This window comes from Actinopolyspora sabaoui, from assembly GCF_051225635.1.
In the GTDB taxonomy this organism is placed as follows: domain Bacteria; phylum Actinomycetota; class Actinomycetes; order Mycobacteriales; family Pseudonocardiaceae; genus Actinopolyspora.
Genome location: NZ_JBMIHH010000003.1, coordinates 264,722 through 279,886, shown reverse-complemented (window position 1 = coordinate 279,886; position 15,165 = coordinate 264,722). Strand labels below are relative to the sequence as shown.

Sequence of the window (15,165 nt, the reverse complement as noted above, 5' to 3'; positions counted from 1 at the left end):
CGCCCCCGGCGGGTGAAGCCGCTCGCTCGACCGACCGGACGGACCTCGTTGTCGCTGCCGGTGGCGGCCCGAACGGGGACTTCGGTTCGTCACCGCACGACGATCACGGTGTACGGGCCGACTTCTCTGGTGGTGAACTCCGGGCCTCGGAACAGTGCCGCGTCGAACAACACCCGGTGGTTCAGCACGTTCGGCTGGGCGGGAAAAACGTCGCGTTTCAGCGTCAGCGAGAGTTTCCCGATGGGCGGGGTCGAATTCTCGGCCGTGTCATCGCCGTCGGTCGGCACCCCGGACTCCCGGCGATGCCGGAGTACGAACACGTCCGGAGCGCGGAACGGGCTGTCGCGTAGCAACTGTGCCAGCTCGGCGCTGTCCGAGGCGTCGGCCCAGCGCGCTATCTCCGCGGCGCGCTTTTCGTACTCACCCAGCGGATTGGCGTAGTGCGGTGTTTCCTGCTGGAACATCCAGTACGACTCGAACGAGCCCAGCTTGTAGTTCGTGCTCAGCACGACGTTCCGCTGCGGATTTCGACCGGTCATCCCGGATATGGTCGAGATGAGATCGTCCAGCCAGGAGTTGGGTTCGTTCGGGTTCCGCGCGCCGAGGGCATTGTGGCCGGTGGGGTAGTAGTCCTCGTACGCCTCCTGGACGCGGGACTCCAACCCGGTGTTGAGTTGGTACTGCGCCACCGAGAGCGAGCCGGTCATGGCCAGCACCACCGACAGCGCGGTCACCTGGGGCAGATACCTCTCTGGAAGCCTGCCCCGCAGCCTGTGGAGCAGCTCGACCAGTCCGATCACGCCGGCCACGGCCAGGAGGCACTCCAGGATCACACGGAGGCGGAACGCCAACAGCGTGGTCTCGGCGACCAGCGCCAGTGTGGACAACCCGAACCACACGTAAACGGTGACCGTCGCCGTCAGCAACGCCGCCGCGAGCCGAGTGCTCGTGGTGCGAAGTATCAACCACACCAGACCGCACAGGCACAGCACCCCGAATGGGGAGAACTCGGCGAACGGCAACGGTAGGTAGGCGCTTCCAGCGGGCAGGTAGTGCTGTGCCGCGCTCCTCTCGGAGAATCCCCTCGCGAGCAGGAACGGAGCCCACACTCCCAGAGCCAACAGGCCGCTGACCACTCCGATGGGTACCAACCTCAGGAACAGTTCCCACACCGTGCGCCCGACCGGAGCGCCACCCGCGACGCGTCTCGCACCGATGACGAGGGCCATGGCCACGATCACCAGCACCGCGAAACCGAAGTTCAGCGTGTAGGTCATCGCCGCGAAACCGACGAAGATCCCCAGACCGAGCAACACACCGCGTGGTGCGCGCCCTCGTCTGGACAGGGCGTACCAGGCAAGTACGGCCATCGGAGCCAGCAATGCGGCGGAGGGCCAAGCGTACGGTTCCATCAGGCCGTGGCGCATGCCGCTCAACATCGTCACCAGCGCGGCCAACAGTGCCTGTTCACGCGGCAGCACCAGACTCCACAGCGTGAAGGCCAGCACGACGACCACGGCCATCCACGTCAGCGCGTAGGGTTTGTAGGAGGCCCAGCCTTCCCAGCCGATCAGGTTCGCGAATCGCCCGCCGAGCCAGAACCATCCCCATGGGTAGTAGGGGACGATGTCCGCGTAGTTCATGTCCGCGGGCACCAGGTTCTCCGCCATCCGGTTCAGGTACTGCAACCGAAACCCGTTGTCCACCGAGGAGCCCCCGTAGTAGAACCGGGTGCGTTGCAGCGGCAGTGCCAGCAGCAGCGTGGTCAGTGCTGTCAGGGCGGTCCAGACACCGAGGAGGCGCAGCCTCCCGTTTCCGATTCTTCTCCCGAGAGCCGACGGAACCACCAGCAGCAGCAGAAGTACGGTGGAGCCGAGAACGGCGAGGGCTTCGGGTGCGTTACCGGGTTCGGAGATTCCCGGCTGAACGATGACGAATTGCAGCAATACACTGAGCACGACCGTGATTCCCGTGCCCAGCAAAAGTTCGAGGACCGTGCGACCGCCGGAAAGTCTCGGCATCGAGTCCGGGGAACTCCACTCCGTGTGGTCCGTTCCGGTCGAGCTGGAACTCGGCAAGGTGCCACTCCCGGTCCTGAGAATTCGATGATGGACGTTACGCAGAATAACGACAGTTGAGCGGCTGTGCTCTCGTGACCCCGGACAGTAGTTGTTCGTGGTCGATTCGCCGGTTCGTTCGGAGGAGGCTCGGTGTCGGAACAACCGGTCGAGGGACCGGAGGAGGGGTACGCGGCCGAACGCGATTCGGTCGCGCGGCGACAGCTACGAACACGGGCGCAGCGCCCCGGAGTGGTGTTCGGCGCGGATCTGTTGCCCGCCCTGAGTGTGTTGTCGTTGGTGACCTTGCTGGGGTTTCCGCTCGGTTGGATCTGGGCTCGTCTGGCACCGCCGCGGGAAAGCACCATGACACCAGAGGGTGAGCTGGTTCCGGTGCTGGTCGAGAGCTACCACGAATTCGACGGGCTGGCGGTTTTCCTGCTGCTGAGTTCCGCCTGTGGCGTGCTCGTCGCCGCGGTGGTCTGGCAGCTGCGCGGCCGCAGGGGGCCCGTGCTGCTCGTGGCGACGGTGCTGGGTTCGTTGCTCTCGGCCTGGCTGGGAATGCGGCTCGGCACCTCGTTCGCCGCCGGTATGTACCCGGTGCCGAACACGCTGCGGCCCGGAGATCTGGTGGCTGTGGCGCCCCGGTTGGACACGTGGGTCGGTTTGCTGGGGCAACCCATGACCGTCGCGCTGACCTACGGGCTCGTCGCTTCGTGGAACGGCCTGGACGATCTCGGTAGGCGACGAGGCTGAACGGGCCGAGAAGCACCCCCGTTCCCGAGGGTCGTGCCCGGGCGAGGCAGTGGTTCCGGAGCGGGGACCTCGACCCGTGGTGGTGGCCCGGGCAGCGGTCGCAGCGTCAGCCCGGCAGCAGTCGCAGCGAACGCAGTGCGCGTTCCATCGTGTCCGGTGTCTCGGCCCCCTCGAACTCCTGGTCCGCCATGCCCACCAGAATCGCGGTGCCCTGCTGGTACGGCAGGGCCATCGCGCCGATGTAGGCGGACTCGGTGAGGCACGTTTCCGTGGTCGCCGGAACGATCTCCGCACTGACGAAGGTGGCTGTCAGTTTTCCGTCGTCGAGGCTCACCCGCTGTGGTTCTCGCTGTTTCAGCTGCGGACGTGCCCCGTCGCTGGTGCTCCAGAGCATGTTCCCGAGTTTTTCGATGGTCTTCCTGCCTGCTTTGGCGTTGTCGGTCATCTTCGAGGAGGTCAGGCCGATCAGGGCACGGAACGATTGCGGTGCCCGGTCACAGAAGCCCGCCATGTACAGCGAGTACCCGCTCAGTGTGATCGTTTCGGTCGAGGAATTTCCCAGCCGGTTGACCGCGCCGGGGTGCGGTGTCCAGTCGCTGGGAACGTCGTACGCAACACCGGTCTCCCACACCGCCACGGACTGCCAACCGGGAATCGCGGCGGGGACGGACCGCCGCGAGCCGCTCGTGGTGCTCGTGGAGCTCGCCGCGACGGCTCCGTTTCCTCCACCGTCGTCGAGGTTGACCAGTACCAGTGTGGTGATGATGATGACCACACTGGCTATCGCGGTCGAGACCACAGCGATGGTCGGGCCACGGCTCCGCACGGGGGGAGCCGCCGACTCCCCCCGGGACGGGGTCCAAGACGGCGTGCCGTACCGGTTCGACGCCGCCTGGGGCGGTGCGAACGAGGCGCCGTGCCGAGAGTGCCCGTACTGGGGTTGTTCGGCGGCGGGGGACCCGTCCCCCGGGGCGGGTTGCCCGGTCAGCGGATCGTAGTAGCGCTGTGCCCCGCCGTCCGGTCCCGTCCAGCTGTTGGACCCGCCAGGTAACGACATGGTTCGTGATCCTAGCGAGTACCGCGAATCGTGTGTCGGGTCCTCGCGTGATCGCGTCGGAAATCAGTTGGTTCCCGCGTGTTCGGCGAACTCGGACAACTGGGCTGGAACGGCGCGCAGTCTCCGCACGAACTCGGTCTCCCGATTGATCAACGAGCGGATCTCGCGCATTCGCGCCACCGGGTCGGTCTCGGCGAGCAGGTCCTGCCGGTCGTCCGGTGCGAGAACGCAGCTCTCCGCCAGTGCGTAGGACAGTTCGGCGAACTCGGTGCTCTCGTCGGGGGTGGTGGTGCCCTCCACCCGGAGTCCGGTCGCCAGATAGCGCTCCTGGGCGGCTCGGGCCGAGACCGACAGCCTCTCCCTGAGCTGCTCGGAGTCCTGCTGTGGAGTGCTGTCCGGCAGCCACTCCACGCGGGCCATCAGATAGGGAGCCGCCTCGGTGTCCAGTTGCAACAGTCGAAAGCGGTCCCGACCGGTGGTGGTGATGTCGTAGCGCCCCTCGGGGAGCTGCTGTACCTCGTCGAGGTGCGCGGAGCACCCGACCTCGTACATCGCGTCGACGTTGTCCTCGCCGACCTCCCATCCCTGGCGGATGCCGACCACACCGAACCTGCGGCCGGGTACGACTTCGTTGACCAGATCCATCACGAGTTGCCGGTAGCGTGCCTCGAAGATGTGCAGCGGTAGCGAACCGCCCGGCAACAGCACGTTACCCAGCGGAAACAACGGAAGCGTTTCAGTCACGCCACCAACCTACTTGTACTGTCGTCACGCTGACCAGCAGAGCTGCTCCGGCAGCACTCCGGGGTCATCCGGGCGGGCGCAACACCGCGAACCTGTCCGTGATCTGCAGGTCACGCGAGGTGAACCGGAACAGCGCGGGTGGCCGACCCCCCGACGGGCCCGCCGCCACGGTTTCGCCCGTCGCCTCCAACACACCCCGGCGGGAGAGCACACGCTGCAGGTTGGTGGCCGATACCCGGTATCCCAGGGCTGCCGAGTAGAGATCACGCAGTTCGGAGACGGTGAATTTCGGCGGAGCCAGCGCGAAGCCGATGTTGGTGTAGGACAGTTTGGAGCGCAGGCGTTCCCGGCTCGCCAGCAGGATCTCCTCGTGGTCGAACGCCGTTTCCGGTAGTGCTTCGACGGGGTGCCAGGCGGTGTCGTCCGGCAGCTCCGGGTCCGTGTCGCAGGGGATCAACCCGAGGAAAGCGGTGGCCACGATGCGCTTGTCCGGGACTCTGCCGGGAGAGCTGAACACCGCCAGCTGCTCCACGTGTGTGAGCTCGCGCACGTCGACCTTTTCGGCGAGCTGCCTGCGGATGGAGGATTCCACCGTTTCGTCGGGGCCCAGCCTGCCGCCCGGAAGTGCCCAACGGTTCGGATGGGGTGGTCGGGCGCGTTGCCACAGCAGTGCCTTCAGGGATCCCTGCCGCACCTGCACGACTCCCGCGAGTACCTCGTGGCCCGTGATGCGGCTCGTATCCCGCTCCCGGAACCCCGGCGGCGTGTTAGTATTGGACACGTTTTCGATCCTAAGACGAAAACCCTGGTCGCGAAATCAGGAGTTCGACAACCCGGTGATCAACCGGGCCCCGTGGGGAAATCGGGCCCTGCGGGGAAATCGGCGCGGTGGTTCGACCACTCGTGTCGGTGAGGAGGAGGACATGGCCGCGACAGCAGCCACTGCCGGTGGTTACGGCAACCCGGCGGGACTCGACACCGCAGAGCTGCGGCGTACCGAAGACGGTTACACGGGTATTCCCGGTAACGAGGCGTGGGCGGCCGAGGTTCGCCGGTTGGCCGAGCGGCTGGACGCCGTGGTGCTCGCGCACAACTACCAGATCCCCGAGATCCAGGACGTCGCCGATCACACCGGCGACTCGTTGGCACTCAGCAGGATCGCCGCCGAGAGCACGGCGAGCACGATCGTCTTCTGCGGTGTGCACTTCATGGCCGAGACCGCCAAGATCCTCAGCCCGCACAAGACGGTGCTGATTCCCGACGAGCGGGCGGGGTGCTCCCTGGCGGACTCGATCACCGCCGAGGATCTTCGCGCCTGGAAGGCCGACTTCGTGCGAGCGGGCGAGCCCGAGCCGGTGGTGGTCTCGTACGTCAACACCACGGCCGAGGTCAAGGCGGAAACCGATGTCTGCTGCACCTCCTCGAACGCGGTCGAGGTCGTGCGCTCGATCCCCGAGGAGCGTCCGGTGCTGTTCTGTCCGGACCAGTTCCTCGGCGCGCACGTGCAGCGGGAGACCGGTAGGCGGAATCTGTACGTCTGGGCGGGTGAGTGTCACGTACACGCGGGAATCAACGGCGCCGAGCTCGCCGAGCGGGCCGCCGCCGAGCCGGACGCGGAGTTGTTCATCCACCCGGAGTGCGGTTGCGCCACCTCGGCGCTTTACCTGGCCGGCGACGGGAGCGTGGACTCCGAGCGGGTCAGGATCCTGTCGACCGGCGGGATGCTCGACGCGGCCCACCGAACCGGTGCGTCCTCGGTGCTGGTGGCCACCGAGGTCGGGATGCTGCACCAGCTGCGCACGGCGGCTCCGGAGGTGGACTTCCGGCCGGTGAACGACCGCGCCTCCTGCAAGTACATGAAGATGATCACGCCTGCCGCGCTGTTGCGCTGCCTCACCGAGAAGGCCGACGAGGTCAGCGTCGATACCGAAACGGCGCGACGTGCTCGCTCGGCCGTGGAGCGAATGATCAGCATCGGTCGGCCCGGTGGTGGCGAATGACCTGGCAAGCGGGTGCGGACCTGCTGATCGTCGGAACCGGTGTCGCAGGGTTGACCGCCGCGCTGCGTGCCCGGGAGCGCGGGCTGCGCGTGTTGGTGGTCTCCAAGGAAGTCACCGGGGTCGGCAACACCGAATGGGCACAGGGCGGCATCGCCGTGGTCAGATCGGAGGAGTGCGATCCCTCCGACAGCGTGCGACAGCACGTGCGGGACACCCTCGAGGCAGGCGCCGGGCTCTGTTCCACCTCGGCGGTGCGCACGATACTCGGGGACGGCGCGGCCGCCGTGCGTCGGCTGTGCGCGGCGGGCGCACGGTTCGACGGCGAGGCGTCCGGAACGCTCTCGCGTACCCGTGAAGGCGGGCACAGTGCGTTCCGCGTGATTCACGCCGGTGGTGACGCGACCGGTGCCGAGGTGCAGCGCGCACTGATCGAGGCCGGTACCGAGGCGGGAATCCCCATCCTGGAGAACCACTGCGTGGTGGAGCTGTCGCACACCGAGTGGGGAGCGGTCGGTGGCGCGCTCGTACTCGACCACGCGGGCAGACCCGGTCTCGTGCAGGCGCCCGCCGTGTTGCTGGCCACCGGCGGGCTCGGTCAGCTGTACCGGGCGACGACCAATCCGGAGGTCGCGACCGGGGACGGTGTGGCGCTCGGCCTGCGCGCCGGGGCCGCGGTCGCGGACCTGGAGTTCGTCCAGTTTCATCCGACCGTGTTGCACACCTCCCCCGCCGAGGGTGGGAGCCGACCGTTGATCACCGAGGCGGTCCGGGGCGAGGGAGCCGTGCTGCTGGATTCCCGGGGTGAACCGGTGATGGCGGGAAAGCACCCGAGGGGCGATCTGGCTCCCCGCGACGTCGTCTCCGCCGCGATCAACGAGAAACTCGCCGAGACCGGCTCGGAGTCGGTCTACCTCGACGCGACCGGGCTCGGCGACGGATTCGCCGCGCGTTTCCCGACCGTGTACACGGCGTGTCGGGACGCCGGGATCGACCCGTTGGTGGACCCCATTCCGGTCACCACGGCCGCGCACTACTCCTGCGGCGGGATCATGTGTGATGTCGACGGCAGAACCGGGGTGACAGGCCTGTACGTCGCGGGTGAGGTCGCGCGTACCGGGCTGCACGGTGCCAACAGGCTCGCCTCCAACAGCCTGCTGGAAGGACTGGTACTCGGTACCCGTTCCGCCGACGCCGCGCTGCGCGATATCCGCTCGGGTTCCCTGCGCCGGGGTTCGGTGGTCACCGAACGCCCGCCCGCCGCCGCCGTGGTCGAGCGGTCCCGACTACAACAGCTCATGAGCGGATACGCCGGTATCGGACGTCACGCCGACGGGCTGCGGCAGGCCAAGTCCGGACTGGACGCGGCGGCCGTGGTCCGGCCGTTGCGCAGTCGTGCGGAAGTCGAGGACGCCGCGCTCGGACTCACGGCTCACGCGCTGCTCGCCGCGGCCGCGGACCGGACCGAATCGCGTGGTTGCCACCGGCGCTACGACCACCCCGACACCGATGATCTGCGGTGGGGGCGCCCCAATCCGCTGCGGCTGGATGTGTCCGGCTGGTTGATCCGTTCCACCCCGGAGGAATCGAGGGAAGTGGCTTGAACCTCTCCGAGGACACCGTCCGAAACCTGCGCACCGCCGAACTGGAGCCCGCGGAGAGCTCGGTTCTGGTGCGTGCGGCGCTGGCCGAGGACCTGCGCTACGGCCCGGACGCCACAACGAGGGCCACCGTGCCCGCCGATTCAGTGGCCACCGCCGCGTTCAACACCAGAGGGAGCGGTGTGGTGGCCGGACTGCCGTTCGTGTTGGCCGTGCTGGACGAGACGATCGGCCCGGAGGGCTACCAGGTGCTCTCGGCGGTCTCCGACGGCGGGGAGGTCGCCGCGGGCGAGTGCGTGCTCACGGTTCGCGCGCCGGTGGGAGGTCTGCTCACCGCCGAACGGACGGCGTTGAACCTGCTGTGCCACCTCTCCGGTGTCGCGACGGCTACGGCGGCCTGGGTGGCGGCGGTGCGCGACTCGCACTGTGTGATCCGGGACAGTCGCAAGACCGTGCCCGGAATCAGACTGCCGCAGAAGTACGCGGTGCGCTGCGGTGGTGGCAGCAACCATCGACTCGGACTCGGCGACGCCATGCTCGTCAAGGACAACCACGTGGCAGCCGCCGGTTCCGTGACCGCCGCGCTGCGGGCATGCCGCGAGTACGCGCCCGATCTGGAGCTCGAGGTCGAGGTGTCCGGTCTCGACGAACTCGACGAGGTGCTGCCCGAGAAGCCGGCGTTGGTGCTGCTGGACAACTTCACATCGGGGGACTGCGCCGAAGCGGTCCGACGTGCCGCGCAACGGTCTCCCCGAACCGAGCTGGAGGCTTCCGGAGGACTCACCCTCGACGTCGCACCGACCTACGCCGCCACCGGAGTGCACTACCTGGCGGTCGGAGCGCTGACTCATTCGGCGGGCGTGCTGGACATCGGGCTGGACATGTGAGCCGTCGTCCGAAACACCGGGTTCGTTCGTCACTCCGACCGAACCCGGCCCATCGGATCCCTCGTCTCACGCCGTCCGCAGGAACGTGAGCATACCGACCACGGCGGCTTCCACCATCCTGGACAGTGTCGGTTCCATCACCGGCGCGAACAGCGGGGAGTGATTGGCGGGCAGGTCGGTGGTGGTGCCGGCCGCCTCGGCCCGTTCCTGCCGCTCGGGATCGTTGCCGCCGATGAACCAGTAGCAGTACGGCACGTCGATGGCATCGCCGAGCAGTCCGAAGTCCTCGCTGCCCATGAGCAGTTGACCCGGTTCGACGTCGCCGCCGTCCGGGAACTCGCGCAGCGAGCTCATCGCGCGATGGGTGACTGTCTCGTCGTTGACCAGAGCGGGGAACGTCGACAGTTCGGTGATCTCCGGTTCCGGGGCGCCCGAGGCCGCCGCCTCGGCACTGACGACGCGCCGCAGCGCGGCGAGCACCCTTTCGCGCTGTGTCTGGTCCAGCGTACGCACGTTGAGTGTGAACATCGCCGAGTCCGGAATCACGTTCTCCTTCGTGCCTCCCGCCACCCTGCCGATGGTGACCACCGCGGAGTCGAGCGGATCCACCTCGCGGGACGTGATGCTCTGGATCCGGGTGATGGTGTGAGCGACCTGCACGATCGGGTCGATCGCGGCGTGCGGTTGCGAACCGTGCGACCCACGCCCGTAAGCGGTCACCTGCCAGGAGTCGGCGATCGAGGCGGAAATGCCCGGGCGGTACCGTATCGAGCCTGCTGCTCCCGGCCCCACGTGCTGGCCGAGCAGCACCTCCGGGCGCGGTGCCCGCTGCCACAGACCGTCGGCGATCATGCCCGCGGCTCCCGCCGCGGTCTCCTCGCCGGGCTGGAAGATCAGCACCACCGTGCCCGCCCAGCTCTCCCGCGCGTGCGCGAGCAGTGTCGCGCTCGTCAGCAGCGCCGCGGTGTGCGTGTCGTGCCCGCAGGCGTGCATGACGGCTGTCTCGGTGCCGTCGGGCAGGGTGCCTGTCGCCGTCGAGGCGTAGTCCAACCCGGTCTGCTCGGCGACCGGCAGCGCGTCGGTGTCGGCGCGGAAGGCCACCACCGGCCCCGGGCCGTTCTCGAGAACCCCCACGACACCGGTGCCCGCGCAGCGGAACGTCGGAATGCCGAGCCGCTCCAGGTGCTCCTCGATCAACCGTGCCGTCCCGTGCTCCTGCATCGACAGTTCGGGAGCCGCGTGCAGCGTCCGGTAGATCCGGTGCAGTTCGGGGTGCAGTTCACCTAGACCGGCCAGTACCTTCTCGGCACTGCGTCGTGTGGCGGTAGCTGTATCGTTCAAGCTTTCCCCTCGGTTTCTTCGGTGTTGTTCCTGGAGCCCGCCCTGTCACGCAGCAGCACCGACAGCACCACGGCCGCCAGCGTGCACACGGCCATGGCGTACACGGAGGTGGACGGGACCAGCGGAACGAGGACGAAAACTCCCACCGCTCCGCAACACAGCGCGATCGGGATCGTGCGCCGCTGGCCCGCGCTCATCACGGCCTGGATCAGCATGGGGCCGAAGATCGCGGGAACCACGTAGCCGAAAACGTCCCGCACCGCTTCGGGGATCACCGACATGATCCAGGTGCCGAGCACTCCGACGAACACCAGCAGCGAGACCAGGTGCACCGAAACCGCACCGACGATGGCTGTCACGGTCGTGATCTCCGCCTTGGCGGTGCCCTGCTTGGCCCCCACGGCGTTCTGGGCGGACAGCGCGGAGGGCAGGAGTTTGTTGGAGACGTTGCCGATCATGAACGCCTGGTACGTGGCGGCCGAGCCGAGCATCGGGTAGTAGGTGATCGGTTCCGCGATCCACAGCACGCCGAACACGGCGGCGATGGCCAACCAGGTCCGCGACACCGTTTCCGCACCGGGCCAGTACCCCAGGCCGAACATCAGGTACAGCGGGCCGCTCAGCGAAATCACGAGTCCCGCCAGCAGTGTGGCCTGTCCCCACCGCGAGGTGCTCCGATGGAAGGTCTCCATCGGACCGGCCGAAAGCCTGGTCGACATGTCCGTGCTCCTTTCCGAAGGGCGAGTTCGACAGTGGTTCCTCGCCTTGGTCGAGCGGGCTGCCTTGGTCGACCGACGTCAGATCGCTGTTCCGGCGCCGAGCAGCGCCCCGGCCATCGAGATGCCCAGTGACCATTCCCTGATCCACTGCTTTCCGGTGCGGGCCGCGACCAGCTGCAACACCAGCATCACCACCGCCCCGGTCACGAAGGTGATCAGGTGGACCCCGGATTTCATCGACTCGTTCAGGCCGAGATAGCAGAAGGCGGCGATCATCGCCGCGCCCGGAACGATGGCCATCACCGACGGGTTCAGGCTGCGAACCTTCCGGTCGGTGCGGCGCAGCAGTGGAGTGAAGATCAGTGCGCTGATCATCCACGCGGCTCCGCCCACACTCATCGTGAAGAAGACCAGTGCGAAGGCGGAGTTGTCGTAGCCCGCCCCGCCGAGTTCGATTCCGATCGAGTCGGCGGCGGTCTGGGCGGCCAGTGTCTCGAACATCACCGAGCCGATCAGTCCGACCCGGGTGAGCACCGCCGGGGTGCCGAACATCGTGAGCAGACCGATCGCCACGAAAACCACCGCCAGCGAGGGTCCGAAGGCCGAGACGGCACCCGTGCGGAAGGCGCGGACGAGGGTTTCGCGCGGGATGTCGTTCGCTTTCGCCGCGTTCGACGCGGCACGCAGGTATGCCAGCGACTGAACCGTGATCACGAGGAAGATCCCGATCACGGCCAGCCACAACACCGGCGAGTACGCGATGTTCGGAGTACGCATCCGCACACCTTTCGTCAGCCGTCGGTTGGGCCGTCCGGCGGAGCGGAGTTCCGCCGGAGGCACTGCCTGGTGGTTCCCGGAAGCATGTAGGAGACGTCGGACCAACCCTTGTGATCGCGGGAAATTTCGATTTGACTCGCTGCCGTGCAGGATTCCGCCAACATGGACGAGACCGATCTGGCTTTGGTGCACGCGCTGCAGTTACGGCCCAGAGCCAGCTGGGCACACCTCGGAGGCGTGCTCGAGGTGGACCCCACCACGCTGGCCCGTCGATGGGACCGGCTGAGCCGACGTGGTCTGGCCTGGTTCAGCTGTTACCCCTCGAGCACGAAGGACTGGAGCTGGCACGACTGGGAGGCGGGGGCCTACGTCGAGGTGGAGTGCCTTCCGGGGCAGCGGCAGGGCGTCACCGAACGACTGGTGCGCAAGTCCTCGGTGTGGAACATCGACGCCACGTCGGGCAGACGCGATCTGATGCTGACCATGATCGCGCCGAGCATCGTCGCCATCGACACCGAGGTATCCGAGTCGATCGCACCGATCCCCGGGGTGCGGGCCACCCGCACCCATTACTTCCGGGCGATCTTCCGGGACGGCTCCAGCTGGCGGTTGAACGCGCTCTCACCGGAGCAGCAGCGGCAGCTGGCTTCGGAGCCCACCGCGGAGCGGGCCACACGCCCGAGCGGCCAGGATCTCGAAGTGCTCCGGATACTCGGGCCGAACGCGCGGCTGTCGGCCTCGACGGTCGCCGAGCGGCTCGGATGCTCGGTGAGCACCGCTGGGCGCCGGATCGCTCGGGTGATGGATTCCGCGTTCGCCGCCGTACGCTGCGAGGTGGCGCACAACATCGCGGGCTGGCAGGTGGCGGCGACGCTGTGGCTCGACGTGCCGCAACAGGACCTACGCACCGTCGCCGCGGACATAGCGCGACTTCCGGAGATCCGGCTGTGCGTGACGGTCGGCAGCGAGGCGAACCTGGTGGCCCAGATCTGGCTGCACCGGCTGGAGGACCTGGACCGCTTCGAGATGCTGTTGGCCACCAAGTTCTCCGGCACCCGCGTGCTCGATCGCTGGATCACACCGAGCTTCGCCAAGCGGCTCGGTCACGTCATCGACGTGGCCGGTCGTCGGACCGGCTTCGTCCCGTTGTTCGGAGCGCGGGACCAGGAGATCGGGCCGTGACGCTGCTCGGGATACAACCGAGTCACCCGCTTACTTCGTGGAGCGGGATCCCGTTCGCGTAACAACCGTGTCTCAGTACCAGTACCCGGGCTGCCACCGCACGCACTCGGTGCGTGTTCCGGTGCGGCCGTACTCGGCGATGGCCTGGCGGGCTCGATCGAGGGGTAGCGAGGCAGCGGCGGGGAACCACAGGTCGCCTTCGGGGGCGAACAGCAGCGCCGGAGTCTCCTCGGTTGACGTAGTTCAACGCCGCCCACGGTTGGTTTTGGAAGGGCAAGCGATACGCAACCGGCCGTCCTCGGGAAACGCGGGGCCGTCCTCGTCGCCTATCGAGCGATACGGGCGGTCCCAAACGTGAATCTCGCAGATCGGCAACGGCGGATCGGTGAGGATGGTTTCGATCAGCTCTGCTGTCTCGTCGGGCGTGTGCGCGTACCTGGCGCGGTCGCCGGAACTTCTCGTCTGTTGCCCTCGTCGGGGACAGCAAGCTGGAGCAGCTCTCCCCTGTCCTGAGCACGAGCCCCGAGACCTTCACCGCGTTCATCGACGCGGTGAAGGCCGATCGGTTCGAGTGAATCCCGGTGAACAGTGCGGCGCCCCCGGGGACACTTCATGGTGAAGATGGACCGGGGGCGCTGTTTTTGCTTCGGTGGCCCGCAGTGACAGTGAGACCAGTCCTTACTTGTGGCTGACCACGTTGGTCACCCGGCCGTTCGGGTCACGAACGAAGAACCGGCGCGCTCCCCACTCCTCGTTGCGCAGCGGGTGCACGATCTCCGCACGGTTCTCCACCATCCGCGCGTGGACGGCGTCGACATCTTCCACCTCGACGCTCATGTCCGGTACTACCGGGGCCGTCTCGTCGTGGGTCATGAAGGTGACCTGGGCCGTGGGGTTGCCCGGGGAAGCCACCGTCATGACCCAGCCGAGGTTCATTACCTCCTCGAACCCCATCAGAGCGTAGAACTCTCGGCTCTCGTCCATGGCTTCCGACCGGATGTCGGGCATGGCTCGGCGGATGGACATCGGTGACTCCTGTTCGAACGAGAAAACACAGGCGTCCCCGATTCTCCGCGCAGGTGCGACACCGCACATCGAGCGCGGCACGAACCGTGACGAACGCACACGTCCGGGACAGGTAAGCCCCACTACTGGAGCCCACGCCGGATCTCCAGCACCGGAGCGCCGCTCCGAACGGGCCCCGCCGGGGCGGTGGATCAGAACTTCCGGTTGGCGAGCACCGGAATTTCCTCCCGGGCCTGTTCGGCGCGTTCCGGAGCGATGTCTGTGATCAGCACGTCGGGTTCGGCATCGAGCTGATCGTGTATCACCCCGTAGGGGGTGACCACGGTGCTGTAGCCGATACCGGTGGGAGCCTTGGCCGACGGTTCGCGACCGATGCTGCGTGGATCCGCCTGCCCACAGGCCAGTACCCAGGAGGTGGAGTCCAGCGCCCTGGCCCGCGCCAGCAGTTCCCACTGGTCGCGCTTGCCGCTTCCCGCACCCCACGAGGCCGCCGTCACCATCACCGAGGCGCCCCGCTCCGCCAGTGTGGTGAACAATCCGGGGAAACGAATGTCGTAGCAGGTCGTAAAACCCACGGTGGCGCTGGGAAGCCGCATCGTCAGCGGTTGGTCTCCCTCGGCCACGTTGCGCGACTCGGTGAAGCCGAACGCGTCGTAGAGGTGGATCTTGTCGTAACGTGCCCGCATACCCGGTCCGGTCACCAACATCGTGTTGGTCACGCGGCCGTCCTCGGTGGGGGTGAACATTCCCGCGGTCACGGTGATGCCCGCGTCACTGGCCAGTCTGCCGACCTCCCCGGCCCACGCGCCGTCCAGCGGTTCGGCCAGCGGTGCCAGCTGGACCCCGAAGCAGGCCATGGTGGCTTCCGGGAAGATCGCGAGTTCCGCACCGGCCTCGGCGGCACGACGCACTCCTCCCGCCACGAGCTCCAGGTTGGCGTCCAGGTCCGGTGTGGACGCGATCTGGCACAGCGCGACGCGCACTTGGGCTCCTCCCGTAGTGGCCGGGCTACACTCGTCAT

15 protein-coding genes are annotated in these 15,165 nt (G+C 67.5%); 5 read left to right on the top strand and 10 right to left on the bottom strand.

Translation table 11 applies throughout. From position 1 onward, the window contains the following. Nucleotides 1-89 precede the first annotated feature (89 nt). Nucleotides 90-2,021, bottom strand: coding sequence for an arabinofuranosyltransferase (locus tag ACOQFL_RS06390; RefSeq protein WP_435543153.1), 1,932 nt, complete (start codon nucleotides 2,019-2,021; stop codon nucleotides 90-92). A gap of 189 nt (nucleotides 2,022-2,210) precedes the next feature. Between ACOQFL_RS06390 and ACOQFL_RS06385 the strand changes: the two genes are divergently transcribed. Next, nucleotides 2,211-2,813 carry a DUF2567 domain-containing protein gene (locus ACOQFL_RS06385; RefSeq protein WP_435543152.1) on the top strand — a complete coding sequence of 201 codons (603 nt, stop codon included), beginning with the start codon at nucleotides 2,211-2,213 and terminating at the stop codon, nucleotides 2,811-2,813. 106 nt (nucleotides 2,814-2,919) lie between these two features. On the opposite strand, the gene ACOQFL_RS06380 is transcribed toward ACOQFL_RS06385, so the two are convergent. The 3 genes from ACOQFL_RS06380 to ACOQFL_RS06370 form a co-directional block, all read right to left on the bottom strand. Next, nucleotides 2,920-3,870 carry a DUF8017 domain-containing protein gene (locus ACOQFL_RS06380; protein WP_435543151.1) on the bottom strand — a complete coding sequence of 317 codons (951 nt, stop codon included), beginning with the start codon at nucleotides 3,868-3,870 and terminating at the stop codon, nucleotides 2,920-2,922. Nucleotides 3,871-3,933: 63 nt separating this feature from the next. Further along, nucleotides 3,934-4,614 carry an LON peptidase substrate-binding domain-containing protein gene (locus ACOQFL_RS06375; protein ID WP_435543150.1) on the bottom strand — a complete coding sequence of 227 codons (681 nt, stop codon included), beginning with the start codon at nucleotides 4,612-4,614 and terminating at the stop codon, nucleotides 3,934-3,936. Nucleotides 4,615-4,678: 64 nt separating this feature from the next. Next, entirely contained in the window at nucleotides 4,679-5,344 is a 666-nt protein-coding gene (locus ACOQFL_RS06370) for an NUDIX hydrolase (protein ID WP_435543368.1), read from the bottom strand. 193 nt (nucleotides 5,345-5,537) lie between these two features. On the opposite strand from ACOQFL_RS06370, the gene nadA reads away from it, so the two are divergent. From nadA to nadC, 3 genes are read left to right on the top strand one after another with little or no spacing between them, the layout of a single operon-like run. Beyond that, nucleotides 5,538-6,614 (top strand): quinolinate synthase NadA, encoded by a 1,077-nt coding sequence (gene nadA, locus ACOQFL_RS06365; RefSeq protein WP_435543149.1) that lies wholly within the window; start codon nucleotides 5,538-5,540, stop codon nucleotides 6,612-6,614. Further along, the gene (locus tag ACOQFL_RS06360) at nucleotides 6,611-8,215 is read left to right on the top strand and encodes an L-aspartate oxidase (RefSeq protein WP_435543148.1); all 1,605 of its coding nucleotides are present in this window, start codon (nucleotides 6,611-6,613) and stop codon (nucleotides 8,213-8,215) included. The genes nadA and ACOQFL_RS06360 overlap by 4 nt, the downstream gene beginning before the upstream one ends. A 26-nt stretch (nucleotides 8,216-8,241) precedes the next feature. After that, a complete protein-coding gene (nadC, locus tag ACOQFL_RS06355) occupies nucleotides 8,242-9,099 on the top strand; it encodes a carboxylating nicotinate-nucleotide diphosphorylase (RefSeq protein ID WP_435543367.1) in 858 nt (285 codons plus the stop codon). Between the two features lie 66 nt (nucleotides 9,100-9,165). Here the strand turns inward: nadC and ACOQFL_RS06350 are convergent, their stop codons facing one another. The 3 genes from ACOQFL_RS06350 to ACOQFL_RS06340 all read right to left on the bottom strand — a co-directional run bounded on the left by ACOQFL_RS06350 (nucleotide 9,166) and on the right by ACOQFL_RS06340 (nucleotide 11,936). Beyond that, nucleotides 9,166-10,440, bottom strand: a complete 1,275-nt coding sequence (locus tag ACOQFL_RS06350) for an amidohydrolase (RefSeq protein WP_435543147.1) — start codon at nucleotides 10,438-10,440, stop codon at nucleotides 9,166-9,168. Continuing rightward, nucleotides 10,437-11,159, bottom strand: a complete 723-nt coding sequence (locus ACOQFL_RS06345; protein ID WP_435543146.1) for a hypothetical protein — start codon at nucleotides 11,157-11,159, stop codon at nucleotides 10,437-10,439. The genes ACOQFL_RS06350 and ACOQFL_RS06345 overlap by 4 nt, the downstream gene beginning before the upstream one ends. A gap of 78 nt (nucleotides 11,160-11,237) precedes the next feature. Further along, nucleotides 11,238-11,936, bottom strand: coding sequence for a DUF5058 family protein (locus ACOQFL_RS06340; RefSeq protein ID WP_435543145.1), 699 nt, complete (start codon nucleotides 11,934-11,936; stop codon nucleotides 11,238-11,240). Between the two features lie 162 nt (nucleotides 11,937-12,098). On the opposite strand from ACOQFL_RS06340, the gene ACOQFL_RS06335 reads away from it, so the two are divergent. Then, nucleotides 12,099-13,118, top strand: coding sequence for an Lrp/AsnC family transcriptional regulator (locus ACOQFL_RS06335; protein WP_435543144.1), 1,020 nt, complete (start codon nucleotides 12,099-12,101; stop codon nucleotides 13,116-13,118). Nucleotides 13,119-13,190: 72 nt separating this feature from the next. On the opposite strand, the gene ACOQFL_RS06330 is transcribed toward ACOQFL_RS06335, so the two are convergent. The 3 genes from ACOQFL_RS06330 to ACOQFL_RS06320 form a co-directional block, all read right to left on the bottom strand. Further along, complete coding sequence (locus ACOQFL_RS06330) at nucleotides 13,191-13,331, bottom strand: Imm1 family immunity protein (protein WP_435543366.1); 141 nt, start codon at nucleotides 13,329-13,331, stop codon at nucleotides 13,191-13,193. Nucleotides 13,332-13,796: 465 nt separating this feature from the next. Continuing rightward, nucleotides 13,797-14,144, bottom strand: coding sequence for a VOC family protein (locus tag ACOQFL_RS06325; protein ID WP_435543143.1), 348 nt, complete (start codon nucleotides 14,142-14,144; stop codon nucleotides 13,797-13,799). 191 nt (nucleotides 14,145-14,335) lie between these two features. Then, entirely contained in the window at nucleotides 14,336-15,127 is a 792-nt protein-coding gene (locus ACOQFL_RS06320) for a carbon-nitrogen hydrolase family protein (RefSeq protein WP_435543142.1), read from the bottom strand. Nucleotides 15,128-15,165: the final 38 nt, after the last annotated feature.

Bases quoted from the DNA above. Each gene is read 5' to 3' on its own strand.
- ACOQFL_RS06390 (WP_435543153.1), bottom strand. From the start codon at position 2,021: ATGCCGAGACTTTCCGGCGGTCGCACGGTCCTCGAACTTTTGCTGGGC.
- ACOQFL_RS06380 (WP_435543151.1), bottom strand. From the start codon at position 3,870: ATGTCGTTACCTGGCGGGTCCAACAGCTGGACGGGACCGGACGGCGGG.
- nadA (WP_435543149.1), top strand. From the start codon at position 5,538: ATGGCCGCGACAGCAGCCACTGCCGGTGGTTACGGCAACCCGGCGGGA.
- ACOQFL_RS06360 (WP_435543148.1), top strand. From the start codon at position 6,611: ATGACCTGGCAAGCGGGTGCGGACCTGCTGATCGTCGGAACCGGTGTC.
- ACOQFL_RS06345 (WP_435543146.1), bottom strand. From the start codon at position 11,159: ATGTCGACCAGGCTTTCGGCCGGTCCGATGGAGACCTTCCATCGGAGC.
- ACOQFL_RS06340 (WP_435543145.1), bottom strand. From the start codon at position 11,936: ATGCGTACTCCGAACATCGCGTACTCGCCGGTGTTGTGGCTGGCCGTG.
- ACOQFL_RS06335 (WP_435543144.1), top strand. From the start codon at position 12,099: ATGGACGAGACCGATCTGGCTTTGGTGCACGCGCTGCAGTTACGGCCC.
- ACOQFL_RS06325 (WP_435543143.1), bottom strand. From the start codon at position 14,144: ATGTCCATCCGCCGAGCCATGCCCGACATCCGGTCGGAAGCCATGGAC.